General features: G+C 68.6%; 22 protein-coding genes. 10 read left to right on the top strand and 12 right to left on the bottom strand.

What is annotated here, in order from left to right:
* Positions 1-196: 196 nt before the first annotated feature.
* Positions 197-3349: an isoleucine--tRNA ligase gene (ileS, locus tag OX958_RS21570; protein ID WP_270130924.1), complete on the bottom strand. Its 3153-nt coding sequence runs from the start codon at positions 3347-3349 to the stop codon at positions 197-199.
* Positions 3350-3956: 607 nt separating this feature from the next.
* On the opposite strand from ileS, the gene OX958_RS21565 reads away from it, so the two are divergent.
* The 6 genes from OX958_RS21565 to OX958_RS21540 all read left to right on the top strand — a co-directional run bounded on the left by OX958_RS21565 (position 3957) and on the right by OX958_RS21540 (position 12331).
* The gene (locus OX958_RS21565; RefSeq protein WP_270130922.1) at positions 3957-4412 is read left to right on the top strand and encodes a TraR/DksA family transcriptional regulator; all 456 of its coding nucleotides are present in this window, start codon (positions 3957-3959) and stop codon (positions 4410-4412) included.
* On the top strand, positions 4385-5146 hold the full coding sequence (lspA, locus tag OX958_RS21560; protein WP_270130920.1) for a signal peptidase II: 762 nt from the start codon (positions 4385-4387) through the stop codon (positions 5144-5146). The genes OX958_RS21565 and lspA overlap by 28 nt, the downstream gene beginning before the upstream one ends.
* A gap of 20 nt (positions 5147-5166) precedes the next feature.
* The gene (locus OX958_RS21555) at positions 5167-6075 is read left to right on the top strand and encodes an RluA family pseudouridine synthase (RefSeq protein WP_270139116.1); all 909 of its coding nucleotides are present in this window, start codon (positions 5167-5169) and stop codon (positions 6073-6075) included.
* Positions 6076-6250: 175 nt separating this feature from the next.
* Positions 6251-9796, top strand: coding sequence for a DNA polymerase III subunit alpha (gene dnaE / locus OX958_RS21550; RefSeq protein WP_270130918.1), 3546 nt, complete (start codon positions 6251-6253; stop codon positions 9794-9796).
* A 22-nt stretch (positions 9797-9818) separates the two neighbouring features.
* Positions 9819-10475, top strand: coding sequence for a hypothetical protein (locus tag OX958_RS21545; protein WP_270130917.1), 657 nt, complete (start codon positions 9819-9821; stop codon positions 10473-10475).
* A gap of 47 nt (positions 10476-10522) precedes the next feature.
* On the top strand, positions 10523-12331 hold the full coding sequence (locus OX958_RS21540) for a DUF3352 domain-containing protein (protein ID WP_270130915.1): 1809 nt from the start codon (positions 10523-10525) through the stop codon (positions 12329-12331).
* Positions 12332-12813: 482 nt separating this feature from the next.
* On the opposite strand, the gene OX958_RS21535 is transcribed toward OX958_RS21540, so the two are convergent.
* A complete protein-coding gene (locus tag OX958_RS21535; protein ID WP_270130913.1) occupies positions 12814-13350 on the bottom strand; it encodes a dihydrofolate reductase family protein in 537 nt (178 codons plus the stop codon).
* A gap of 144 nt (positions 13351-13494) precedes the next feature.
* Here OX958_RS21535 and OX958_RS21530 point away from each other — a divergent pair, with 144 nt between their 5' ends.
* Both OX958_RS21530 and OX958_RS21525 read left to right on the top strand, forming a co-directional pair.
* Positions 13495-13857: a VOC family protein gene (locus OX958_RS21530; protein WP_270130911.1), complete on the top strand. Its 363-nt coding sequence runs from the start codon at positions 13495-13497 to the stop codon at positions 13855-13857.
* Positions 13858-13868: 11 nt separating this feature from the next.
* A complete protein-coding gene (locus tag OX958_RS21525) occupies positions 13869-14270 on the top strand; it encodes a DUF1801 domain-containing protein (protein WP_270130909.1) in 402 nt (133 codons plus the stop codon).
* Position 14271: 1 nt separating this feature from the next.
* Here the strand turns inward: OX958_RS21525 and OX958_RS21520 are convergent, their stop codons facing one another.
* On the bottom strand, positions 14272-14982 hold the full coding sequence (locus OX958_RS21520; protein ID WP_270130907.1) for a class I SAM-dependent methyltransferase: 711 nt from the start codon (positions 14980-14982) through the stop codon (positions 14272-14274).
* 231 nt (positions 14983-15213) lie between these two features.
* Here OX958_RS21520 and OX958_RS21515 point away from each other — a divergent pair, with 231 nt between their 5' ends.
* Positions 15214-15798: a GNAT family N-acetyltransferase gene (locus OX958_RS21515; RefSeq protein ID WP_270130905.1), complete on the top strand. Its 585-nt coding sequence runs from the start codon at positions 15214-15216 to the stop codon at positions 15796-15798.
* 12 nt (positions 15799-15810) lie between these two features.
* Here the strand turns inward: OX958_RS21515 and recQ are convergent, their stop codons facing one another.
* From recQ to OX958_RS21500, 3 genes are read right to left on the bottom strand one after another with little or no spacing between them, the layout of a single operon-like run.
* Positions 15811-17658 (bottom strand): DNA helicase RecQ, encoded by a 1848-nt coding sequence (recQ, locus tag OX958_RS21510; protein ID WP_270130903.1) that lies wholly within the window; start codon positions 17656-17658, stop codon positions 15811-15813.
* A 26-nt stretch (positions 17659-17684) separates the two neighbouring features.
* Positions 17685-18122 carry a VOC family protein gene (locus tag OX958_RS21505; RefSeq protein ID WP_270130901.1) on the bottom strand — a complete coding sequence of 146 codons (438 nt, stop codon included), beginning with the start codon at positions 18120-18122 and terminating at the stop codon, positions 17685-17687.
* Entirely contained in the window at positions 18119-18961 is an 843-nt protein-coding gene (locus OX958_RS21500) for a helix-turn-helix domain-containing protein (protein WP_270130899.1), read from the bottom strand. The genes OX958_RS21505 and OX958_RS21500 overlap by 4 nt, the downstream gene beginning before the upstream one ends.
* A gap of 138 nt (positions 18962-19099) precedes the next feature.
* On the opposite strand from OX958_RS21500, the gene ilvD reads away from it, so the two are divergent.
* The gene (gene ilvD / locus OX958_RS21495; RefSeq protein ID WP_270130897.1) at positions 19100-20950 is read left to right on the top strand and encodes a dihydroxy-acid dehydratase; all 1851 of its coding nucleotides are present in this window, start codon (positions 19100-19102) and stop codon (positions 20948-20950) included.
* A 5-nt stretch (positions 20951-20955) separates the two neighbouring features.
* Here ilvD and OX958_RS21490 read toward each other — a convergent pair whose 3' ends face one another.
* From OX958_RS21490 to OX958_RS21465, 6 genes are read right to left on the bottom strand one after another with little or no spacing between them, the layout of a single operon-like run.
* Positions 20956-21267: a type II toxin-antitoxin system PemK/MazF family toxin gene (locus OX958_RS21490; protein ID WP_270130895.1), complete on the bottom strand. Its 312-nt coding sequence runs from the start codon at positions 21265-21267 to the stop codon at positions 20956-20958.
* Complete coding sequence (locus OX958_RS21485) at positions 21267-21518, bottom strand: ribbon-helix-helix domain-containing protein (RefSeq protein ID WP_270130893.1); 252 nt, start codon at positions 21516-21518, stop codon at positions 21267-21269. The genes OX958_RS21490 and OX958_RS21485 overlap by 1 nt, the downstream gene beginning before the upstream one ends.
* 32 nt (positions 21519-21550) lie before the next feature.
* A complete protein-coding gene (locus OX958_RS21480; protein ID WP_270130891.1) occupies positions 21551-22141 on the bottom strand; it encodes a dihydrofolate reductase family protein in 591 nt (196 codons plus the stop codon).
* Positions 22138-22974 (bottom strand): metalloregulator ArsR/SmtB family transcription factor, encoded by an 837-nt coding sequence (locus tag OX958_RS21475; RefSeq protein WP_270130890.1) that lies wholly within the window; start codon positions 22972-22974, stop codon positions 22138-22140. Before OX958_RS21475 ends, OX958_RS21480 begins: the two co-directional genes overlap by 4 nt.
* Before the next feature lie 51 nt (positions 22975-23025).
* Positions 23026-23409 (bottom strand): hypothetical protein, encoded by a 384-nt coding sequence (locus tag OX958_RS21470; RefSeq protein WP_270130889.1) that lies wholly within the window; start codon positions 23407-23409, stop codon positions 23026-23028.
* 1 nt (position 23410) lies between these two features.
* Positions 23411-24079 carry an LON peptidase substrate-binding domain-containing protein gene (locus tag OX958_RS21465; RefSeq protein ID WP_270130888.1) on the bottom strand — a complete coding sequence of 223 codons (669 nt, stop codon included), beginning with the start codon at positions 24077-24079 and terminating at the stop codon, positions 23411-23413.
* Positions 24080-24102: the final 23 nt, after the last annotated feature.

The raw sequence follows: 24102 nt of genomic DNA, 5'->3' as shown, positions 1-24102 counted from the left end.
GTCTTGGCTTGACTAGGGGCGGTGCTAATCCGGCAGCACCGCCTCTTTGTCATGTCCGGACTTTTCTGACTGACCGTCGCCATCGCGTAACTGAGGGTCCCCACGACCGGCCGCCGGATTCACGGCCTGGTCAGTGGGGCCTTTTGCGTTCTACCGCCGGAACGGCCGCAGTCTCAGCAGCGAGACGATTTCGCCGTCACGCCTTGGTGAGCCAGTAGGTGAGGCCCAGGTCGTCGTCGGTGCCGGTGGTCAGCTCGTCGGTGACCGGAGGCGCCGACTGGGTCAGCGTGGTGGCCAGGACCTCCCGGCTGATCTCGTCGGAGTGCTTGCCCAGGGCATCGGACAGTTCGGTGCCGGTGCTGGTCAGCCAGACGCTGATCCGGTCCGAGACCTCGAGCCCGGCGTTCTTGCGTGCCTCCTGAAGAGTGCGCACCACCTCGCGAGCCAGACCGGCCTGCTTCAGCTCCGGCGTGATCTCGAGGTCGAGCGCGACGGTCTCGCCCTGCTCGTTGACCACGGACCAGCCTTCGCGCGGCCGCTCCGACAGCAGTACCTCGTCGGCGCTGACCTCGACGTCCGCGCCGTCGACCACCACGGTCGCCGTACCGGAAGCCTTCAGCGCTGCGGCCAGCGCGGCGGCGTCGGCCGCGGCGATCGCTGCCGCGACCACCGGGGTCTGCTTGGCGAACCGCTTGCCGAGCTCGCGGAAGTTGCCCTTCGCGGAGTAGTCGATCAGGTCCTTGCCGGCTGACGACAGCGGCGCGACCGCGCCGACGTTGAGCTCTTCGGCGATCTCGCGGAGCAGTTCGTCGTCCAGATCGGCGATCGCCGCCGATCCGACCAGCGCCCGTCCGAGCGGCTGCCGGGTGCGGACCTTCGCCTCGGCCCGCGCCGACCGGCCGAGCTCGACGACCCGCCGCGCCATCGACACGTGCGTCGCTAGGCGGTCGTCGATCACGGTCTCGTCGTACTGCGGGAAGGCGGCCAGGTGCACCGACTCGGGGAGTCCTGGCGTGACCGGCCGGAACACGTCCTGCCAGACCCGCTCGGTCACGAACGGCGTGAGCGGCGCCATCAGCCGGGTCAGTACGTCGAGCGTCTCGTGCAGCGTCGCGAGCGCGCCGGCGTCGCCCGCCCAGAAGCGGCGGCGCGAGCGCCGTACGTACCAGTTGGACAGGACGTCGACGAACTGGCCGATCAGCACGCCGAGCTTCTGCGTGTCGTACGCCGCGTAGGCCTCGTCCGTGTCGCGCACCAGCCGGTGCGTCTCGCTGACCAGCCAGCGGTCGAGCACCGAACGCTCGGCGACCGGGGGAGCCTCGGCGCTCGGCGACCAGTCGGCCAGCCGCGCGTAGAGCGCGTGGAAGGAGACCGTGTTCCAGTAGGTGAGCAGCACCTTGCGGACGATCTCGTTCAGCACGTTCGGCCCGATGCCGCGCGCCTTCCACGGCGAGCCGGAGCAGGCCATGAACCAGCGGACCGCGTCGGCGCTGTGGTTGTCCATCAGCGAGATCGGCTCGAGGATGTTGCCCAGGTGCTTGGACATCTTCCGGCCGTCCTCGGCCAGGATGTGCCCGAGGCAGACCACGTTGCGGTACGACGACTCGTCGAACACCAGGGTGCCGATCGCCATCAGCGTGTAGAACCAGCCACGGGTCTGGTCGATCGCCTCGGAGATGAAGTCGGCCGGGTAGGACTTCCTGAACTTCTCCTCCGATCCCTCCGCCCACGGATAGCCCCACTGCGCGAACGGCATCGCGCCGGAGTCGTACCAGGCGTCGATCACCTCGGCGACCCGGGTGGACTGCTCGCCACAGGTCGGGCAGGCGAAGGTGATGTCGTCGACGAACGGCCGGTGCGGGTCGGTGGCGCTCAGGTCCCGGCCGGCCAGCTCACCGAGCTCGGCCAGCGAGCCCACGCAGACCTGGTGGTCGTCGGCGCACCGCCAGATCGGCAGCGGCGTACCCCAGAAGCGGGAACGGGACACGGCCCAGTCGATGTTGTTGCGCAGCCAGTCGCCGTACCGGCCCCACTTGACCGAGTCGGGGAACCAGTTGGTCTTCTCGTTCTCGCGCAGCAGCGCGTCCTTCACCTGGGTGGTGCGGATGTACCAGGACGGCAGCGCGTAGTACATGACCGGGGTGTGGCAGCGCCAGCAGTGCGGGTACGGGTGCTCGTACGGCACGTGCCTGAACAGCACGCCGCGGTCGCGCAGGTCGTTGACCAGGTCCTCGTCGGCCTTCTTGAAGAACTGCCCACCGACCAGCGGTACGTCGGCCTGGAAGGTGCCGTCGGCCTCGACCGGGTTGACCACCGGCAGTCCGTAGGCGCGGCAGACGATGAGGTCGTCGGCGCCGAACGCGGGGGACTGGTGCACCAGGCCGGTGCCGTCCTCGGTGGTGACGTAGTCGGCCAGTACTACGTAGTGCGCCGGCTCGGGGAACTCGACCAGCTCGAACGGGCGCTGGTAGTTCCAGCGCTCCAGGTCGCGGCCGACGTACCGGTCGGTGACGGTCCAGCCCTCGCCCAGCGCGCTGAGCAGCGGCTCGGCCACGACCAGGGACTCGGTGCCGTCGGTGGCCACCACGTAGTCGACGCCGGGGTTCACGGCGACCGCGGTGTTGGAGACCAGGGTCCAGGGGGTCGTCGTCCAGACCAGCAGCGACGCCTTGCCGGCGAGCGGGCCCGACGTGAGCGGGAAGCGGACATAGACCGACGGGTCGACCACCGTCTCGTAGCCCTGCGCGAGTTCGTGGTCGGACAGGCCGGTGCCACAGCGCGGGCAGTACGGCGTGATGCGGTAGTCCTCGACCAGCTGACCCTTGTCGTGGATCTGCTTGAGCGACCACCAGACGGACTGCACGTACTCCGGGTCCATCGTCCGGTAGGGGTGGTCCATGTCCACCCAGTAGCCCATCCGGGTGGTCAGGTCGGCGAAGGCGTCGACGTGCCGCAGTACCGACTCGCGGCACTTGGCGTTGAACTCCGCGATCCCGAACGCCTCGATGTCCTTCTTGCCGTTGAAGCCGAGCTCCTTCTCGACGGCGACCTCGACCGGCAGGCCGTGGCAGTCCCAGCCGGCCTTGCGCTCGACCGAGAATCCCTTCATCGTCCGGTACCGCGGGAAGACGTCCTTGAAGACCCGGGCCTCGATGTGGTGCGTGCCGGGCATCCCGTTCGCGGTCGGCGGGCCCTCGAAGAAGGTCCACGGCTCACCGCCGGCGGTCTGCTCGAGACTGCGCGCGAAGGTGTCCTGGTCGTCCCAGTGCGCGAGCACGTCGCGCTCGATCGCGGGCAGATCGACCTGGGCCGGAAGCTGCTTCCACGGGGTGCTTGGGGTGTCCGCCATTGTTCCTTCGTCCTTCGTCGAGCGTCGTACGTGCTGGACGAAGGGACGAGGCGCCGGCGTCGTCGCCGGGCTCCGCGGTACCACCCTCCTTGGCGACCCGGATCGGGTCACCCACTTCGTTGTGCTCCGCTGCCGGGTCTAGTGAGTCCGCGAGGACCGTTCTTCCGGCGGCTCCGGGGTGATCGCCCCATCACTGCCTTGCGGTGTGCGCGGCCAGTGTACGACTTCGTTCCATCCGGCTACGAATCGTTAATGGGTGGCCGCCGGGGGAACCATTCCGAAGAATGTCCGAAATACGGCTGTGACGCGCGGAACATCGAGCGTGCTTGAAGAAGCGACTACCGTATGTCCACGGTCTGCGCGTCGGGCTGGCGCGTGTCCGCTGCGTGTCCTACTGTCTTGCGACCGGTCCGCTTCAGTCTCCGACGAAGGCAGGGGGTAGTCGACGATGGCTACATCGGCTCCGAAGAAGTCCGCCCCCAGACGTCCCACCGCGGCCGAGAAGAGTGCCGCGGAATCCGCCGAACCGGCCGCGAACACCACAGCGGCCCAACCGCCTTCCACGAAGAAGGCCCCTGCCAAGCAGACTCCGACGAAGAGGGTGGCCATGAAGACGAACGAGAACCGTACCCCGGCGACGGCGCCGGCCAAGGCGCCCACGAAGAAGACCGGGAACCTGACGGTCAAGGACGGCGAGACCCCGTGGACCGCGGCCGAGATGGCCGAGCTCCGGACCGAGCTCGAGGCCGACGCGGTGCACCTGAAGGAAGAGATCCGCGACGCCGAGCAGGAGATCGTCGGTCTGCTCCGCGACGGTGGCGACGGGGCGGGCAACGACCAGGCCGACGTCGGCTCCACCACGCTGGAGCGCGACCACGAGATGTCGCTGGCCCGGAACGCGAGCGACATGCTCGATCAGATCGAGCGAGCCCTGTCGCGGATCGACGACGGCACCTACGGTGTCTGTGAGAGCTGTGGCAAGGCGATCGGCAAGGGTCGGTTGCAGGCGTTCCCGCGTGCGACACTGTGCGTGTCATGCAAAGAACGCGAAGAACGCCGCTGAGCGACTCAGACTCGTCCCACCTGCCAGGGGACGACCAGGCACCGCCGAAGACCGAACCGGCCGACCTCGAGTCGGCCGGTTCCTCGTCGTCCCCGGACAACCCGACCCAGCCGCCCACCGGCGCAGCCGGCAGTTCGAGCCTGCCGAGTGGTGACGAGTCCTCTGACGACTCCGCCGTTGATGCGCCGCCTGTCGGCGCGGGGGGTGGGCGGCGCTGGCTGGCCGTGCTGTTCGGTGTGGTCGGATTGCTCGTGCTCGGACTCGACCAGCTGACCAAGGTGCTGGCTCTGAAGCACCTGACGCCGGGGGAGCCGGTGGACGTGATCGGCAGTCTGCTCAAGTTCAACCTGATCCGGAACCCGGGGGCCGCCTTCAGTTTGGGAGCGGACTTCACGCCGGTGATCAGCGTGATCCAGATCGCGGTGGCGCTCGGCGTGATCTGGTTGTCGCGCAAGCTCGGGTCGGTCGGCTGGGCGGTGGCGTTCGGGTTGCTGTTCGGCGGTGCGGTCGGCAACATCACCGACCGGATCTTCCGCGCCCCGTCGCCGTTCCACGGTCATGTGGTCGACTTCCTGCAGACGCCGCACTGGGCGATCTTCAACGTCGCCGACATGGCGGTCACCTCGGCGGCGATCCTGCTGGTGATCCAGACCCTGCGCGGGATCAAGCTCGACGGTACCAAGGACATCGGAAGACAACCTGCCTCCAGCGGGGCCGGAGAGGCTGAGAAGTGAGCGGCGACGCACGCACGGTGATGGTTCCCGACGGACTCGCCGGAGAACGGCTGGACGCGGCGCTGTCCCGGCTGTTCGGGGTCTCCCGGACCAAGGCGGTCGAGATGATCGAGTCGGGGCTGGTCCAGATGGACGGCTCGACCGCGATCAAGTCCACCCGGGTCACCGCCGGGGTGATGCTCGACGTCGAGCTGCCGGCGCCGCCCGGCGAGATCGCGGTGGTCCCGGAGACGGTCGACAACCTGCGGATCGTGCACGACGACGACGAGATCATCGTGGTCGACAAGCCGGTCGGCGTCGCGGCGCACCCGTCCCCGGGCTGGACCGGCCCGACCGTGATCGGTCACCTCGCCGGAGCCGGTTTCGCCATCTCCACCAGCGGTGCCGCCGAGCGCAAGGGCATCGTGCACCGCCTCGACGTCGGCACCTCCGGCCTGATGGTGGTCGCCAAGACGGAGTACAGCTACACCGCGCTGAAGCGTGCCTTCAAGGAGCGCACGGTGACGAAGATCTACCACGCCCTGGTGCAGGGTCACCCCGACCCGTTCACCGGCACCGTGGACGCCCCGATCGACCGGCACCCGCACCACGACTACAAGTTCGGCGTCGTCGCGGGCGGCAAGCCGAGCGTCACGCACTACGAGACGCTCGAGGCGTTCCGCTTCGTCACCCTCCTGGAGATCACCCTGGAGACCGGCCGGACCCACCAGATCCGCGTCCACATGGCCGCGATCGGTCACCCGTGCGCCGGCGACCTGACGTACGGCGCCGACCCGGTCCTGGCCGAGCGGCTCCAGCTCAAACGTCAGTGGCTGCACGCGATGCGCCTCGGCTTCGCGCACCCCGGCACCGGCGAGTACGTCGAGTACACGTCGCAGTACCCCGAAGACCTCGACCACGCCCTGAACGAACTCTCCGCCGACCAGTAGAAGCCATACCTCCGAGCCCCGGAGGTACGGCCGATTGGTGTCCTACTGGTGTGGTCTTCGACCGGATACCGGGCGGTGGACCAGGCCCTCGGTGAGCCGGTTCGAAGACTGTCGGCGGACCCGATTAGGCTGGCGCAGTTCCACTCACTCACGCCTCTGGGAGGTCTGCGAAGACATGGCGTCCAGCGACAGTTTCGTGCATCTACACGTGCACACCGAGTACTCGATGCTGGACGGCGCCGCGCGGATCGACGAGTTGTTCAAAACGGCCCAGGAGATGGGTCAGCCGGCCATCGCGACCACCGACCACGGGTTCGTCTTCGGGGCGTACGAGTTCTGGAAGACCGCGAAGAAGTACGACGTCAAGCCGATCATCGGCGTCGAGGCGTACCTGACTCCGCACACCCACCGGACCGAGCGCAAGCGGGTCAAGTGGGGCGACGCGAACTCCGGCCGCGACGACGTCTCCGGCAGCGGCGCGTACACGCACATGACGCTGCTGGCGAAGAACACCTCCGGCATGCACAACCTGTTCAAGATGTCGTCGCTGGCCAGTATCGAGGGCTACTACTTCAAGCCCCGGATGGACCGCGAGCTGCTGCAGACCTACGGCAAGGGCCTGATCGCGACCACCGGCTGCCCGTCCGGCGAGGTCCAGACCCGGCTGCGGCTGGGGCAGTACAAGGAGGCCATCGCCGCGGCCGCCGAGTTCCGCGACATCTTCGGCAAGGAGAACTACTACTGCGAGCTGATGGACCACGGGCTCGGCATCGAGCGCAACATCCAGGGCGACCTGCTGAAACTGGCCAAGGAGCTCGGGCTGCCGCTGGTGGCGACCAACGACCTGCACTACACCAAGCCCGAGGACGCGGTCGCGCACGCGGCGCTGCTGTGTGTGCAGTCCGGCTCGACGCTGTCCGACCCGAACCGGTTCAAGTTCGACGCGAACGAGTTCTACGTCAAGACCGCCGCCGAGATGCGCGAGATCTGGAAGGACTACCCCGAGGCCTGTGACAACACGCTGCTGATCGCCGAGCAGTGCGACGTCTCCTTCACCGAGGGGGAGGGCCGGTTCATGCCGCGCTTCCCCTGCCCGGACGGGCACAACGAGGAGTCCTGGTTCGTCGCCGAGGTGGAGACCGGCCTGCACAAGCGCTATCCCGAGGGCGTCCCGGCCCACGTGCGCAAGCAGGCGGAGTACGAGATCGAGGTGATCACCTCGAAGGGGTACGCCGGCTACTTCCTGGTCGTCGCCGACTTCATCAACTGGGCCAAGGAGAACGGCATCCGGGTCGGCCCGGGCCGTGGTTCCGGTGCCGGTTCGATGTGCGCGTACGCGATGCGGATCACCGACCTCGACCCGCTGCAGCACGGCCTGATCTTCGAGCGCTTCCTCAACCCCGAACGTATGTCGATGCCCGACTTCGACATCGACTTCGACGACCGCCGCCGGCCCGAGGTGATCCGCTACGTCACCGAGAAGTACGGCGACGACCGGGTCGCGATGATCGTCACCTACGGCACGATCAAGGCCAAGCAGGCGATCAAGGACGCCGGCCGGGTGCTCGACTACCCGTTCGCGATGGGCGACCGGATCACCAAGGCGATGCCGCCCGCGGTGATGGGCAAGGACGTGCCGCTGTCCGGCATCTTCGACCCGCAGCACAAGCGGTACTCCGAGGCCGGCGAGTTCCGCCAGCTGTACGAGGCCGACCAGGACGTCCGCAAGATCGTCGACACCGCCCGCGGTCTGGAGAACCTGAAGCGCCAGTGGGGCGTGCACGCGGCCGGCGTGATCATGTCCAGCGAGCCGCTGATCGACCTGATCCCGATCATGCGCCGCGACCAGGACGGCCAGATCATCACCCAGTTCGACTACCCGAGCTGCGAGACGCTCGGCCTGGTCAAGATGGACTTCCTGGGCCTGCGCAACCTGACGATCATGGACGACGCGGTCAAGAACGTGGAGGCCAGCCGCGGTATCTCGCTGGACCTGGACGCGCTCGGCCGCAGCCTCGACGACAAGGCCACCTTCGAGCTGCTCGGCCGGGGCGACACGCTCGGCGTCTTCCAGTTCGACGGCGGCCCGATGCGGGCGCTGCTGCGGCTGATGAAGCCGGACAACTTCGAGGACATCTCGGCCGTGGGCGCGCTCTACCGCCCCGGTCCGATGGGCGCGAACAGCCACACCAACTACGCGCTGCGCAAGAACAAGCAGCAGGAGATCAGCTACCCGCACGACGAGCTGGCGGTGGCGCTGGAGCCGATCCTCGGGACGACGTACGGGCTGATCGTCTACCAGGAGCAGGTGATGGCGATCGCCCAGCAGCTCGGCGGCTACACGCTGGGCAAGGCGGACCTGCTCCGCCGGGCGATGGGCAAGAAGAAGCGCGAGGTGCTCGACGCGGAGTACGTCGGCTTCTCCGAGGGAATGAAGGCCAACGGCTTCTCGGCGGCGTCGATCAAGGCGCTGTGGGACGTCCTGGTCCCGTTCTCCGACTACGCGTTCAACAAGGCGCACTCGGCGGCGTACGGGCTGGTCTCGTACTGGACCGCCTACCTGAAGGCGAACTTCCCCGCGGAGTACATGGCGGCTGTGCTGACGTCCGTGAAGGACGACAAGGACAAGATGGCCATCTACCTGAACGAGTGCCGCCGGATGGGCATCAAGGTGCTGCCGCCGGACGTGAACGAGTCCGACTCGAACTTCACCCCGGTCGGTACCGACATCCGCTTCGGCCTGTCCGGCATCCGCAACGTCGGCGTCAACGTGGTGGCCGAGATCGTCGCCGCGCGCGAGTCCGAGGGCCGGTTCACCGACTTCGTCGACTTCATCGACAAGGTGTCGCTGCCGGTCTGCAACAAGCGGGTGATCGAGTCGCTGGCCAAGGCCGGCTCGTTCGACTCGATGGGACACGCCCGGCGCGCCGTGGTCGCGGTGCACGAGCAGGCCGTCGACGAGGCGATCGACCTCAAGCGGAACGAGGCGCACGGCCAGTTCGACCTGTTCAGCATGGGCGATGACGACACCGAGGCCGACGGCAACAGCCGGCTGACCGTGCGGGTGCCCGAGATCGAGGACTGGGACAAGGCCACCAAGCTCGCGCACGAGCGCGACATGCTCGGTCTGTACGTCTCCGACCACCCGCTGTTCGGGGTCGAGCACGTGCTCACCAACGGCACCGACTGCACGATCGGTCAGTTGCTCGCCGACGAGGACCGCCCCGACGGCACCCAGGTGACGATCGGCGGCCTGGTCACCGCGGTCCAGCGCAAGGTGAACAAGCGCGGTGACATCTACGCGATCGTCACGATCGAGGACCTCGAGGGTTCGATCGAGGTGATGATGTTCTCCTCGGCGTACCAGCTGGCGGCGCACCTGCTGACCAACGACGCGATCATCTTGATGAAGGGCCGGCTGCGGCGGCGCGACGACCGGGTCGAGCTGAGCGGCTCCGATGTCAGCGTGCCCGACCTGACCCAGGGGCCGAGCGGTCCGGTGGTGATCACGATGCCGGTCAACCGGTGTACGCCGCCGCTGGTCGACCAGCTCCGGGACGTGCTGCAGGCGCACCCCGGCATGACCGAGGTGCAGTTGCGGCTGCAGGCGCGGCAGAAGACGACCGTGATGCGGATCGGCGACCGGTTCCGGGTCACCCCGACCTCGTCGCTGATGGCGGACCTGAAGGCGTTGCTGGGCCCGTCGTGCCTGGCGAGCTGACCGGACCTGCAACACTTGCCGGGTGAGTCAGCCAGGGAACGACCAGCACAACCCGCTCGATCGGCCGGCGCCTTACGGCCAGGCGTACGGCCGGCCCGCGTTCGGGCAGCAGCCGTTCGGCCGGGCGGTAGTGGTGCAGGAGCCCAAGCTGCCGTGGAGCCGCGCGATCGCCGTGACGATCGCGCTGTTCCTGGTGGCCGGGGCGATCGCGGGCTGGGCCTGGCAGCAGTTCGCGCCGCTCGCGCAGTACACGGTGGACGAGAACGGCGGGGCGCTGGGCGAAGAGCAGATGACGAAGGTCTTCGGGCCGGACGGCAGCTTCACCGCGATCGGGTTCCTGACCGCGGCGGTGCTGGGTGCCGGGCTGTTCTGGTGGTTGCGCAACTACGGTCCGTGGGCGGTCGGCATCGTGGTGCTCGGTTCGGCCCTCGGTGGCGGGATCGCCTGGGGGGTCGGGATGCTGCTCGGGCACGACCCGTTGCAGCCGCGGCTGCAGGCAGCCAAGCCGGGGGACCTGATCGACGCGCCGCTGGAGCTGCACACCTGGACTCCACTGGCCGCCTGGCTGGTCGGCGCCGCACTCGCGGCCGCGATCATCGCCGCCACCACCTGGCGCGCGGATCCCGTTGCAACCGGATCGGTATCTGCCGCGTCAGAATCGTCGCCGCAGGTGCACTAGCCTGTTTCGGCCCGGTGGTGAGGCCGCCGGCGACGCGAGGGGGGCATATGTCCGACCACAACAATCCGCCGGCAGGTGGGCACCACCCGGGTGCCGCAGGCGGACCACAGGGCCCGTACGGCGGTCCGCAGCAGAACAACCCGTACTCCGGTCCGCAGGGCCAGCAGCCGGGTCAGCCTGGCTACGGCCAGCCGCAGCCGGGTCAGCCTGGCTATGGCGGTCCCGCGCAGGGTCAGCCGAACTATGGCGGCCAGCAGGGGCAGCCGGGTTACGGCGGCCAGGCCCCGCAGTACGGACAGCAGCCGGGCTATGCCGGCCAGCAGGCCCCGCAGTACGGGCCGGGTGGGCAGCAGTGGCCCCAGCAGCAGCACGGTGGCGGGGGACAGCCGCCGTACGGCGCACCCGAGACCATGCAGTGGCAGCCGGAGCGGAAGAAGCGCGGCAAGCTGATCCCACTGGTCGCCGTGCTCGCAGTACTGGCCGTGGTGGCCGGTGGCGGCATCTTCGCGTACGCACGCCTCACTGGCGGCGGTCAGCCCGCCGCGGTCCTGCCGGGCAACTCCGTCGCCTACGCGCGCATCGACCTGAACCCCTCGGCCGGCCAGAAGGTGGCCGCCGTCCGGTTCCTGATGAAGTTCCCGTCGGCCAAGGAGAAGATCGGGCTGACCAGCGACAACGACGACCTGCGGCAGAAGCTGTTCGACCTGATCAAGAAGGACGCCGGCGAGGACCTGGCCGCCGTCGACTTCGAGAAGGACGTCAAGCCGTGGCTGGGCGACCGGGCCGGCGTCGCCGCGATCCCCGGCCAGGACGGCAAGGAGCCGGACCCGGTCGTCGCGATCGAGGTGAAGAACGAGGACCAGGCCAATGCCGGGCTGGACAAGCTGTTCGCCAACGAAGACAAGAAGCCGGGCCGGGTCTTCACCGACGGCTACGTGCTGCTGTCCGAGGACCAGGCGACCGTCGACGCGGCCGTTGCCAACAGCAAGGAAACCCCGCTGTCGGAGAACGCCACCTTCAAGTCCGACATGGACGCGCTCGGCGAGCAGGGCTTCGTCTCCTTCTGGGCCGACATGAAGGGCCTCGCGGCGCTGGCCCCGCGCAAGCTCGCCGGGGACAATCCGTTGCCGCAGGGGAGTGCGGCCGCGGCGCTGCGGTTCGACGCGCAGTACGTCGAGCTGAAGGGCATCGCCCGCGGCGACCAGTCGATCAAGGTCAACTCGGCGAACGCCGGTGACCAGCTCGCCAAGCTGCCCGACAGCACCGCCGGGGCGTTCGCGCTGTCCGACGGCGCGAACCTGGTCGACACGATCTGGAAGCAGCTGGAGAAGTCCGGCGCGGGCATCGACCTGCCCAAGCTGACCAAGGGCTTCACCGACGAGTACGGCCTGGTGCTGCCGGACGACCTGAAGCCGCTGCTCGGCAAGAACCTGTCGATCGCGATCGACAAGGACAGCAGCGAGACGCCGAAGATCGCGGCCAAGATCGAGACCGACCCGGGCAAGGCCGAAGAGGTGGTGAACAAGGTGACCAACCTGCTCCGCACCCGCTCCTCGGTCGACATCGCGCTCAAGCAGGCGAAGGACGACAAGAATTTCGTCATCGCCACCGAGCAGGCCTACGCCGACCAGGTGCTCAAGGGCGGCAACCTGGGTCAGACGGAGATCTTCAAGAAGGCGGTCCCCGACACCTCCGGCGCCGTCATGGTCGGCTACGTCGACTTCCAGGCGGTCAGCTCACTGTCGAGGCGCACCAGCTCCGACAAGGACTTCGCCGCCCTCAGCTCGGCCGGCCTCAGCAGCCGCATCACCGGCGACGGCCAGGCCGAGTTCACCCTGCGAGTCGTCGCGAAGTAGCTCCGGTCAGCAAGAGCCCGGGCAGCCGAAACCAGGCCGCCCGGGCTTTTCCGTCTCCAGAAAGCAGCACGATGAGCGGCCACCGCCCGCGCCCGATCACGCCGTACGGCGTAGAACTGGTGAACACCTGGCCCACCAAGCTCTACGGCCTGGCCGTCGAGGGCGAACCCGCCGGCGAGTTGCTCGATGCCGCCAGAGCCGTTGCTGCTGCCACGCTTCCGCGTACCGGCACTTCCGGCGAGCGGGCGGCGTTCGTCATCGCTCATCAGGCGCGGCCTGCCTGCTTCGTCTTGGTCTACTGGTGGAGCAGCGCCGTCGATCTGTCATTGGCCTACTTCCGGTCGCCGCTGGACCAACCCACTGCGCTCACGCCCATGCCGCGGTACTCCGTCGGCTGTGTCTGGGAGCTGGCCGTTGTCGAGCACGAGCGCCGGGCCTGGGTTCGGCATGTGCTGGCCCAGGCGCCGGATGTCGCCGGGTATCTAGCGGACCACGCGGTAGCGGAGGTTGGTGGTTCGGCCGACCTGGGTGTTGGAGATGGGGTCGAGGACGACGGGCGGGAGGCTGCTGGGAAAGAGCGGGATGCCCTGGCCGAGCAGGACGGGGGAGATGTGGACGAAGATCTCGTCGAGTAGGCCGGCTTCGACGCACTGGGCGGCGATGGTGCCGCCGAGGATCAGCACGTCCTTGCCGTCGGCTGCGTCGAGAGCGGTCCCGACGATCGGCCGGATGTCACCGCTGACGAAGGTGTACGCCGGGTCCGTCTCGTCGGTGGGCGGGTTGTGGGTCAGGACGAAGATCGCGCCGCTGAAGGCACCGCCGTACAGCTTGCTGCCTGCCTTGCGGCCGACGTCGTAGCCGTTCCGCCCGGCCAGCGCGGCGCCTGACGTCCCGGCCACCGCCAGTCCCTCGACCGGCGGCTCGTCGGGTGGCAGCTGCGTCATCCAGCTCATCGAGTGCTCCGGCCCGGCAATGCACCCGTCGAGCGACATGGTCACGTGGTACAGCACCTTCGCCATCGGTCAACCTCCTGTCGCCGGGGCCTCTCCCCAGCCTGTGCACATCAAGACGAGCCGGCGCCCGAAAACTCATCGCCGCGGTTTGTCGAAGTTCCGGAGCCGGCTTCTACCAAGAGGTGTAGGCACCCTCGAGAAGGAGCAGAGATGAAGCACATCACCGCCGTCCGGACCGTCACGATTCCCGTCACCGACCAGGATCGCGCGCTCGAGTTCTACCGGCGCGAGCTGGGTTTCGAGACGCTGATGGACGCACCGCTGCCGCAACTGGGAGGACGCTGGCTGGTCGTCGGAATCCCCGGCACCAGCACCTCGATCGCGCTCCTCGCGGCGACCGAGACGGGCGTCGACACCGGCATCCGGCTGGCCACCGCCGATGCCGCCCAAGCGCACACCGCGCTCAACGAGCAGGGCGTGGCGACGAGCGAACTCATCGCCTGGCCGGGCGTCCCGCCGATGTTCACCTTCACCGACTGCGACGGCAACCGGCTCTACCTGGTGCAGGAATAATGGAGCGCCTGATGAGCTATCGCGAAGACCCTCGTGTCGACGAGTACATCGACGAACTGCCCGAGTGGCAACAGCAGATCTGCCGCCGCGTGCGCGATCTCGCGCACGCGGCCGACCCCGAACTGGATGAGACGATCAAGCGCACCGTCCAGCCGTACTTCGTCCTGCAGGGCAACGTCTGCGCGCTGCTGGCCGCCAGGACGCACGTCAACGTCTTCCTGTACGACGGCGCGATCGTGCCCGATCCGGACGGCATCATCACCGCCGGCCACCACAACAAGACCGCGCGGACCGTCTCGTTCCGGGAAGGCGAGCCGATCAACGAGCCGGCGCTGCTGGCGATGTTCCGCCAGATCATCGCCAACAACCGGGCCGGCGGCTGGCGCAAGCTCAAGAACGCGGCGCCGAGCTGACTCAGCTCTTCGCCGTCTCGCACCTGACGTAGAGCAGCCCGGCCGCCTCCTTCCAGACCGGCTTGTCGCCGATCGGCTCGGCCATCCGCACGATCGGCAGGCCGGCGCCCACCAAAGTGTTGACGTACGTCGACAGGGTCCGGTGGTAGGAGACGCGCGGCAGGATCTCCCAGCGGGTGGCGCTGTCGTGCGGCCCTTCCTCGAAGTACCTGCCGGCGATCCGCCGGTAGGTGCCTTCGACGTGGTCGACCAGCTCGCCGTGAGCCGGCGACTTGTAGCAGGGATGGGTGATCGCGGCGACGAACCACCCACCTGGCTCGAGGATCCGCGCGATCGATCGCAGGGTCGGCTCGAGCGCCGGGATGTCCATCAGAGCCATGTAGCAGACCGCGCCGTCGAACGAGCGGTCGGCGAGCGGGCGCAGATCCTGGGCGTCGCCGTGGACGTACTCGATACCGCGCGACCTCCGCTGCTCGAGCTCACGGGCATGGGCGAGCAGGGACTCGGAGGCGTCGATGCCGACCACCTCGGCACCGAGGTCAGCCAGGCGACGCGCGTCACGGCCCTGCCCGCACGCGACCGCCGCAACTCGCTTGCCGCGTGGATCGCCCACGAGTTCGTCGAAAGTCGGGTCGCCGAGACCGGCGCCGTCGGGGTCGATCGTCGCATGGTAGGCGTCGGCCAGTTCGTCGTACGGACTCTTGAGGATCATGTGCCGTTCAACGGAGGCGACCCAGCGCGAGGTTCCGCGTCTGCTACCAGCCACCACCCGCCGTCCTCGCACACGAAGCTCACCCGCGGGTCGGCTTCCAGTTGTTCTCGCGCGATGCTTTGAACAGCTGGATCCAGCTCGACCGTGAGGGTCGGCGTATCGTCCATCCGGAGATCATCCGGTGACGCGGCCGCGGACCAGGTCCGACACACGGGCCGGGGCAGGTGCCAAGTGGAGGTTCTGGTGGGATCGCTGGTGTTTCGTTCAGGTGGACCGGCTGATGCCGAGGGGATCGCCGCGTTGCATGCGGACAACTGGCGCCGGCACTACCGGGGTGCCTTCTCGGACTCGTTCCTTGATGGCGACCTCGACACCGAGCGTCGCGCGGTCTGGTCGGAGCGGCTCGCCGCGCCGGCCGGTACGGTCACCATCATCGCCGAGGACGGTGATCGGTTGGCCGCTTTCGTTCACGTGATGCTCGATCATGATCCGGTCTGGGGCAGCCTGGTCGACAACCTGCACGTTCAGCACGGCCGGCACCGCACCGGGATCGGCAGCAAGATCCTGGCCCGCGCGGCGGAAGCCGTTACGGAGCAGGCGATCGGCGACGCGATCTACCTGTGGGTGCTCCAGCAGAACACGGCCGGCCAGCACTTCTACCGCGCGGTCGGCGCCACCGAAGGGGAGACGGCAGCAGTTCCACCGCCGGGCGGCGACCACACTCGCCTCAACGGATCTCCGAAGTGCCTGCGGATGACGTGGCGCGATGCCTCGCAACTGAGCAGAGCTGTTGACGCTGCTCCACCAACGGATTGAGATCCGGTCGGGCTACTCGGCGGCGAGCGCCTCCAGAACCCCCTCGCCGTACTTCGCGAGCTTGTTCTCGCCGACGCCGCTGATCCGGCCGAGCTCGGCCAGACTGGTCGGCACCTCGGTCGCGATCTGCCGCAGGGTCGCGTCGTGGAAGATCACGTACGCCGGGACGCCGGTCTCCTTGGCGACCGCGCCTCGCCAGGCGCGCAGCCGCTCGAACACCGGCGCGGCCTCCGGAGCGAGGTCGACCACGGCCTTCTTCTTGCCACCGCCGCTGGACCGCGAGGACCGCGCCGCGCGCTCCGGCTCGCGCCGCATCATCACGTCCCGCCGGCGTCCGAGCACCTCGGCACTGTCCTCGGTGAGCACCAGCGTGCCGTAGTCGCCCTCCACCGTGAGCAGGCGTTGGGCCAGCAGTTGCCGGACCACGCCGCGCCATTCGGTGTCCTTGAGGTCGGTGCCGATCCCGAACACGCTCAGCTCCTCGTGCCGGAACTGGGTGACCTTCGGGGTGACCTTGCCGAGCAGGATGTCGATCACCTGGCCGGCGCCGAACTTCTGGTTCCGCTCGTGCTGCAGCCGGTAGACCGTGGAGAGCAGCATCTGCGCCGGGATCGTGCCGTCCCACGACTCCGGTGGGGTCAGGCAGGTGTCGCAGTTGCCACACGGCTCGCCCTTCTGCCCGAAGTACGCGAGCAGCTGCTCGCGGCGGCACTGCACGGTCTCGCACAGCGCGAGCATCGCGTCGAGGTGGGTGCCGAGCCGCCGGCGATGCGCCGCGTCGCCCTCGGAGGTGTCGATCATCTTGCGTTGCTGGACGACGTCCTGCAGCCCGTAGGCCAGCCAGGCCGTCGACGGCAGCCCGTCCCGGCCGGCGCGCCCGGTCTCCTGGTAGTAGCCCTCGACCGACTTCGGCAGGTCGAGATGCGCGACGAACCGCACGTCGGGTTTGTCGATCCCCATCCCGAAGGCGATCGTCGCGACCACCACCAGGCCGTCCTCGCGGAGGAAGCGCGACTGGTTCCTCGCCCGGACCCGGCTGTCCAGGCCGGCGTGGTACGGGACGGCCTCGATCCCGTTCTGGGTCAGGAAGGTGGCGGTCTTCTCGACGCTGTTGCGGGACAGGCAGTAGACGATGCCGGCGTCACCGGCGTGCTCGGTGCGCAGCAGGTCGAGCAGTTGCCGCTGCGGGCTGTCCTTGGAGACGATCCGGTACTGGATGTTGGGCCGGTCGAAGCTGGCGACGAAGTGCTTGGCGGAGCCGAGGTTCAGCCGGGTGGCGATCTCGGCGTGCGTCGCTTCGGTCGCGGTGGCGGTCAGCGCGATCCGCGGTACGTCGGGCCAGCGCTCGTGCAGCTCGGAGAGCATCAGGTAGTCGGGACGGAAGTCGTGGCCCCACTGGGACACACAGTGCGCCTCGTCGATCGCGAACAGCGCGATCTTGCCCTGGTCGAGCAGCCGTGTCGTGGCCTCCACCCGGAGCCGCTCGGGCGCCAGGTAGAGCAGATCGAGCTCGCCGGACAGGAACGCCTGCTCGACCTCGCGCCGCTGCTCGTGGTCCTGGGTCGAGTTGAGGAAGCCGGCCCGAACGCCGAGCGCGGTCAACGCGTCGACCTGGTCCTGCATCAACGCGATCAGCGGCGAGATGACCACCCCGACGCCCGCCCGGACCAGGGCCGGGATCTGGTAGCACAGCGACTTGCCGCCGCCGGTCGGCATCAGCACCAGGGCGTCGCCACCGGCCACGACCGTCTCGATGATGTCCTGTTGCTCACCCCGGAACGAGTCGTACCCGAACACCCGGTGCAGGACCTGCAAGGCCTCGCTCGAGGTGTCATCCAGCGGCTGGGTCGTCTGCGTCACCCGGCGATTCTACGGAGATCGCGCAGTCACTGTCGGCCCCCTGTGGACAACGCGCCCCGATAGGTGCCGAGGCTCCAGACATTGCCTTCGGGATCAGCCACGCTGAAGCCCCGCGACCCGTAGTCCTCCTCCCGCATCTCCCGTACTACGGCCGCCCCGGCCGCCATCACCTGCGGCCAGATCGCGTCCGGATCGTCGCAGACCAGGTAGACCGAGGCGGTCAGCGCGGCGAGCTTGTCGAACTCGTTCGGCTCGGTGTGGCGATCGATCGAGCTGACCATCACGCCGCCGCCGGCCGGCCAGGCCAGCTCGGCGTGCGCGATCGACCCTTCGGCCACCCCGGGATACGAGGCGACCAGGGTGAACCCCAGCCCTTCGGTGAGGAACTTCAGCGCGGCTTGACCGTCGCGGTAGACCAGCGTCGGCCAGACCCCGATCACGGTGTCGTTCGTCGTCGTGTTCATACCCCCGATCCTGCGACCGCGGTCCGCCTGTCGTCTTGGACGAATGGGAGCTCTTCGGTCATCCACTGCCGGGGCGAGCAGCCCGCGATCGCGTGCCACTCGCGGGTGAGATGCGCCTGATCGGCGTACCCGAGGTCGGCCGCGAGATCCGCCAGCCTGGTCCGCGGCCTGGCCTTCAGTTGCGCCACGGCCCGCTCGAACCGGAGTACTCGCGCGGCGACCTTCGGCGTCAACCCGTACTCCGCGCGGAACCGCTCGGTCAGATGCCGCCGGCTCCAGCCGACCTCCCGCGCCAGCTCCTGTACGCCGACGCCGCCGGCCGTCTCGCGCAACCGCCGCCAGGCCCAGCTGAGCTCGGCGCGGGGCGCACCGATCGGCTCGTCACGCCACGCTTCGAGCAACAATCGCTCCACCAGGTCGAAGCGCTCGTGCCAGTGCGGCGTGGCCCTCAGTCGCTCGCCGACCTCCTGCGCCGAGACGCCCAGCAGCGTGTCCACGTCCAGCATCAGCGACGCGAGCTCCCCGGACGGTTGCCCTAGCAGCGCTCGCGACCCCTCCGGCGTGAGCGCCAGCTGGATCCCCGCGGAGTTGGCGGAGTCGCCGATCCGGACGGCGGTCGAGTGCAGTCCACTGACCACCGTCTGGAACTTCTCCACGGGGGAGTCCGGCCAGGCGATGCCCAACGGCTCGTCCAGGCTGATGACGATCGTCAGGTACTGCGAGGGCAGACCACGATGCAGCCCGAGCGGCTCGCCGTAGTACGCGTAACCGGTGAGGTCGCCCAGACAGCGCCGCAGGGCAGGATGCGGCCTGCGCACGTGGTGCTCGAAGCCCTCCATCTCCTCAGGCTAGATCCACCCTCGGACAAAAGCTCGCGAGCGGCACCGCATCCGCCATCCGGGACCGGCGTTTCGGCATCTGGACCGGAAGTGGCACCATGCCAGTAGTCGTCAAGTCGAGGTTTTGGAGAGATCGTCGTGCCCGAACTGAGGTCCCGTACCGTCACCAACGGCCGCAACATGGCGGGCGCCCGCGCCCTCATGATGGCCTCCGGCGTCGCCCGAGAGGACTTCGGCAAGCCGATCATCGCGGTCGCCAACAGCTTCACCGAGTTCGTCCCCGGGCACACCCACCTGCAGCCGGTCGGCCGGATCGTGTCCGAGGCGATCCACGCGGCCGGCGGGATCCCGCGGGAGTTCAACACGATCGCCGTGGACGACGGGATCGCGATGGGCCACGGCGGGATGCTCTACAGCCTGCCCTCGCGTGACCTGATCGCGGACTCGGTCGAGTACATGGTGGAGGCGCACTGCGCCGACGCGCTGATCTGCATCTCCAACTGCGACAAGATCACCCCGGGCATGCTGATGGCCGCGCTCCGGCTGAACATCCCGACCGTCTTCGTCTCCGGCGGCCCGATGGAGGCCGGCCGGGCCACGCTGGTCGACGGCACCGTGCGCAAGCTGGACCTGATCGACGCGATGTCGGAGGCGGTCAACGAGAACGTCTCCGACGAGGACATCCTGCGGATCGAGGAGAACGCCTGCCCGACCTGCGGGTCGTGCTCGGGCATGTTCACCGCGAACTCGATGAACTGCCTGGCCGAGGCGATCGGCCTCGCGCTGCCCGGCAACGGCTCGGTGCTGGCGACCCACACCGCCCGCAAGGCGCTCTACCAGAACGCCGGCCGGACGGTGGTCGAGATCACCAAGCGGTACTACGAAACCGACGACGGGACCGTCCTGCCGCGCACGGTCGCCTCCCGGGCGGCCTTCGAGAACGCGATGGCGCTCGACATCGCGATGGGCGGCTCGACGAACACGATCCTGCACCTGCTGGCCGCCGCCCAGGAGGCCGAGGTCGACTTCGATCTGGACGACATCAACGCCGTCTCGCGCAAGGTGCCCTGCCTGGCGAAGGTCGCGCCGAACGTCGCTCCCGGCGGCACGTACTACATGGAGGACGTGCACCGCGCCGGTGGCATCCCGGCGATCCTGGGGGAGCTGTACCGCGCGGGCCTGCTGAACGAGGACATCCACACCGTGCACAGCCCGTCCATCGACGACTGGCTGAAGACCTGGGACGTGCGCAGCGGCTCGCCGTCGCCCGAGGCCGTCGAGCTGTGGCACGCGGCGCCCGGGTGCAAGCGGTCGGCGACGGCGTTCTCGCAGTCCGAGCGGTGGGAGACGCTGGACACCGACGCGGCCGGCGGGTGCATCCGCGACCTCGAGCACGCGTACTCCGCCGACGGTGGACTGGCGGTGCTGAAGGGCAACCTGGCGCTCGACGGCTGCGTGGTCAAGACCGCCGGCGTCGACGAGTCGATCTGGACCTTCGAGGGCCCGGCCGTCGTCTGCGAGTCGCAGGACGAGGCGGTCGAGAAGATCCTCGCCAAGGCGATCAAGCCCGGCGACGTGGTGGTGATCCGGTACGAGGGCCCCAAGGGCGGTCCCGGCATGCAGGAGATGCTCTACCCGACGTCGTTCCTGAAGGGCCGCGGCCTGGGCAAGGTCTGCGCGCTGGTCACCGACGGCCGCTTCTCCGGCGGTACGTCGGGCCTGTCCATCGGTCACGCTTCCCCCGAGGCGGCGTCGGGCGGCACCATCGCCCTGGTCGAGGACGGCGACCTGATCCGGATCGACATCCCCAACCGCTCGATCGAGCTGCTGGTCTCCGACGACGTCCTCTCCGCCCGCCGCGAAGCGCTCGGCGGCGTCTACGCCCCCAAGTCCCGCGACCGCAAGGTCTCCGCCGCCCTCCGCGCCTACGCCGCGATGGCCACCAGCGCCGACAAGGGCGCAGTACGAGACGTCACCAAGCTCGGCTGAGCAGGTCAGAGCAGGTCGGCCTCGAGGTCGAAGGCGAGGGTGATGGCTTCGGCGAGGGCTGCTTCCTGGTCGGGCAGCAGGTAGCCGATCAGGCGGCCGAGCTGAAGTTTGGGGATGGTCTGGACGTTGTCGCAGCTGATCGCGCTGGGATGGTCCAGGCCGTTCCGGACGCCGACCAGTACTTCGGTCGACAGACCGCGGATGGTGCTGGTGATCGGGGCCACCGTGACGTTGGTGAGGCGGGGACGGATCAGTTCCCGGGTCAGCACGACCACCGGGCGCGGCTTGTCCAGCCGCGCGATGTGCAACGGGCGCATCAGTCGAGATCGGTCAGCACAGTTCCACCGGCGGTGACCGCCAGTCCGTCGAGGTCGTCCGGATCTTCTCGAGCCGCCAGGCTGTGCGCCTCGAGAATGGCCGCGTCGCGCTCGGCCAGCTCCCGCCGCCGCTCCCGCTCCATCGCGCGCGCGACCACCGACGCCCGGCTGGACGCCTTGTTGTCATCCACCAGCCGGTCCATGAACTCCACCAGTTCGTCCGGCAACCGCACCGTGATCTGCTTACTCATACCAAAACCATACCGCGCTGGGATGCACTTCTCTACCGGACGCGGTCGTAGATCATCGCCAGCTCGCCGGACTTACCGGTCTCCTGGTGGGTGACCGCCCACTGGGTGGTCGGCAGACCGGCGGTGAACAGCCGCTCGCCGCCACCGGTGATCACCGGCGTGATCATCAGATAGAGCCGATCGAGCAGGTCTGCCGCGAGCAGCGCCTTGATGACGCTCGCGCTGCTGTTGACGAGGATCTCGCCCTTGCCGGAGGTCTTGAGCTCGGTGATGACGTCGGCGGCCGGCGCGTTCACCAGGCGGGTGCGTTCCCAGGGCGCGTCGGTCAAGGTGGTCGAGAAAACCACCTTCTCGGTCGCGACCAGCCACTTGGCGTAGCCGCGATCACGCGGGTCGGCGTTCTCGTCGTCGGCCACGGACGGCCAGTAGCTCAGGAAGCCTTCGGCATTGAGCCGCCCGAGGACGGCGGTGGTCGCGTTCTTGTACAGGCGGGTCATGTGGTCGCGAGCAACGTCGGTGGTCGCGAACGGGATGATCGCGCTCAGGTCGCCGGGGCCGCCGGGGCCGTTGTAGTGGCCGTCGAGGGAGAGGTTCAGGTTCGCGGTCACGAGGCGATCGGTCATTGCATGCTCCTTGGCGTGGGATCGGCGGCGAGGGTCGCCACCAGCTTGTCGAGGCTCTGGCCGAAGCCGAGCTCGATTCCTGCGATGAAGTCGGCGGAGTCGATGGTGCTGCCGGTGATCCGGTAGGTGACGTCGAGCGCCGTACCGGAGGCGGTGGGTCGAAGGTCCAGTTCGACGTGTGCGGTGAAGGCGAAGCTGCCGTCGGGGAGCAGCGGGGAGTTGTCGTAGGCAAGGTGCTCACCGACCTGTACGCCGGTGACCACGCCTTCGGAGCGCCCCGCGATCTGGTCGGACCCGTCGGCGTCCTCGGCGTCGCGGTACTCGAGCACGACCCGCCCACCCGGCTCCGCCTCGAAGAGGAGCTCGGAGACACGGAGGTCGGCCGGCGTCCACCACTGACCGAGCAGTTCTGCCTCGGTCAGATGGCGCCAGACCAGCTCGGGACTCCCGCTGAGCGACCGATGGAACTCGAACCTCCGGCCATCGGCCCACCCCTCGTCCTCGGCCGCGAGCCGCTCGCCCTCGACGGTCGCCCCATGTCGCTCGTACGCCGCCTGCGCGCCATCCGGCCGCTCGACGGCACCTGCCAGTTGCTCCAGCGCCGCCGCCAACTCCCGCAACGGCCCCGGCTCCAGCGAGTAGATCCGCCGTTGCCCGGTGCGCTGAGAACTGACCACTCCGGCCCGCTCCAGTGTCTGCAGATGCTTGGTCGTCTGCGGCTGCCGAGCCTCCGCCAACTGAGCCAGCACTCCAACCGGCCGGGGCCGCTCGGCCAGCAGGCGGACCAGCCGCCACCGGACCGGATCAGCCAGCGCCACCATCAGTGCTTCCATGACTCGAACTATTCACTATGAAGAATATTCGTGTCAAGGAATGATTTGGGATCAGTACGGGTCGTGCTCGTCGGGGACGAGGGACCAGGCGAGTTGGCGCCACGGGGAGTCGGCAGAGACCGGGGTGGGTTCCCAGGTCGAGGCGACCTCGAGCAGGGTGCGGACGACGGGGGAGAGGTCAGCGGCGAGGGCGTCGGTGAAGGCGCGGGAGACGACGGTGATGATCTGGCCGACATCGGAGTACATGTCGAGGCCGTGTTGCCAGATCTCGAAGTGCGCGGCGGTCCACTCGCCGTTCAGGTCGAGGTAGCTGTGCAAGGCATAACAGACCTGACCGAGCCAGTACTGGTCGGTGCCGGTCGGCTCCCAGCCCTCCCGGAGAGCGGACTGGACCTGGAGGCGTGCCGCGGTCAGTTCGGGTGGTTCCGCGGCCATCTCAGTTGGGGCACATGTCCGACCACGGGATGTCGACCGCCGGCAGCGAGGGCAGTGCCTTCATCGCGGCGAGTTCCGTGTCGAGCAACCCGACCAGCTGGGCGAGCCGGGTGGTGGTGTCCAGTGCTTCCAGCAGCTTCTGCCGGTCCGGCGTGACCAGCGTCATCGCGGCAGACATCAGGTAGGACAGGATGCCGGGATCGTCCGGCAGCGAGCCGATGTGCAGTCCGGGCTGCGAGATCTCCGTGACCGCGGCGGCGTACCGGCGGAAGCGGGCGACCGCGACCGTCGCCGTACCGAGCGGATCGTCCCCGGGCTCCTCGTCCAGCCACTCGACGTCGGCGACCAGGTAGTCGCCGCCGCTGTCGAGCTCGGCCACCTTGAACCGGCGGTTGCCGGTCAGCGTGATCTCGACCGGTCCGTCGTCGTCGGCGTCGAGCGAGATCTCCGAGATGGTCGCCGCGCAGCCCGTGCCGTACAGCGAACGGAACACCCGGTCGCCGAGCTCGTAGCCGTCCCGGACCGCGACGGCGCCGCACGCCATCTCGCCGCCGTTCTCCACCAGATCGCGGATCACCGACCGCCCCTGCACGTCGGTGACGGGGATCGGGAGCACCAGCCCAGGAAAGATCACTGTGTCGACAGTGAGAAGAGGCAGGCGGGAGTCCATGCCGCTGAGCCTAGGGCATCGAC

The sequence above is a fragment of the Kribbella sp. CA-293567 genome (assembly GCF_027627575.1).
In the GTDB taxonomy this organism is placed as follows: domain Bacteria; phylum Actinomycetota; class Actinomycetes; order Propionibacteriales; family Kribbellaceae; genus Kribbella.
This window is presented reverse-complemented; position numbering and strand designations above follow the sequence as displayed.

Coding starts and splice junctions, on each gene's coding strand:
- dnaE (WP_270130918.1), top strand. CDS start 6,251: ATGGCGTCCAGCGACAGTTTCGTGCATCTACACGTGCACACCGAGTAC.
- OX958_RS21490 (WP_270130895.1), bottom strand. CDS start 21,267: ATGCGCCCGTTGCACATCGCGCGGCTGGACAAGCCGCGCCCGGTGGTC.
- OX958_RS21500 (WP_270130899.1), bottom strand. CDS start 18,961: ATGGAGGGCTTCGAGCACCACGTGCGCAGGCCGCATCCTGCCCTGCGG.
- lspA (WP_270130920.1), top strand. CDS start 4,385: ATGCAAAGAACGCGAAGAACGCCGCTGAGCGACTCAGACTCGTCCCAC.
- OX958_RS21565 (WP_270130922.1), top strand. CDS start 3,957: ATGAAGACGAACGAGAACCGTACCCCGGCGACGGCGCCGGCCAAGGCG.
- OX958_RS21540 (WP_270130915.1), top strand. CDS start 10,523: ATGTCCGACCACAACAATCCGCCGGCAGGTGGGCACCACCCGGGTGCC.
- OX958_RS21465 (WP_270130888.1), bottom strand. CDS start 24,079: ATGGACTCCCGCCTGCCTCTTCTCACTGTCGACACAGTGATCTTTCCT.
- OX958_RS21475 (WP_270130890.1), bottom strand. CDS start 22,974: ATGGAAGCACTGATGGTGGCGCTGGCTGATCCGGTCCGGTGGCGGCTG.
- ileS (WP_270130924.1), bottom strand. CDS start 3,349: ATGGCGGACACCCCAAGCACCCCGTGGAAGCAGCTTCCGGCCCAGGTC.
- OX958_RS21535 (WP_270130913.1), bottom strand. CDS start 13,350: ATGGCGAAGGTGCTGTACCACGTGACCATGTCGCTCGACGGGTGCATT.
- OX958_RS21525 (WP_270130909.1), top strand. CDS start 13,869: ATGAGCTATCGCGAAGACCCTCGTGTCGACGAGTACATCGACGAACTG.
- OX958_RS21470 (WP_270130889.1), bottom strand. CDS start 23,409: ATGGCCGCGGAACCACCCGAACTGACCGCGGCACGCCTCCAGGTCCAG.
- OX958_RS21520 (WP_270130907.1), bottom strand. CDS start 14,982: ATGATCCTCAAGAGTCCGTACGACGAACTGGCCGACGCCTACCATGCG.
- OX958_RS21530 (WP_270130911.1), top strand. CDS start 13,495: ATGAAGCACATCACCGCCGTCCGGACCGTCACGATTCCCGTCACCGAC.
- OX958_RS21505 (WP_270130901.1), bottom strand. CDS start 18,122: ATGAACACGACGACGAACGACACCGTGATCGGGGTCTGGCCGACGCTG.
- OX958_RS21555 (WP_270139116.1), top strand. CDS start 5,167: ATGGTTCCCGACGGACTCGCCGGAGAACGGCTGGACGCGGCGCTGTCC.
- OX958_RS21485 (WP_270130893.1), bottom strand. CDS start 21,518: ATGAGTAAGCAGATCACGGTGCGGTTGCCGGACGAACTGGTGGAGTTC.
- OX958_RS21480 (WP_270130891.1), bottom strand. CDS start 22,141: ATGACCGATCGCCTCGTGACCGCGAACCTGAACCTCTCCCTCGACGGC.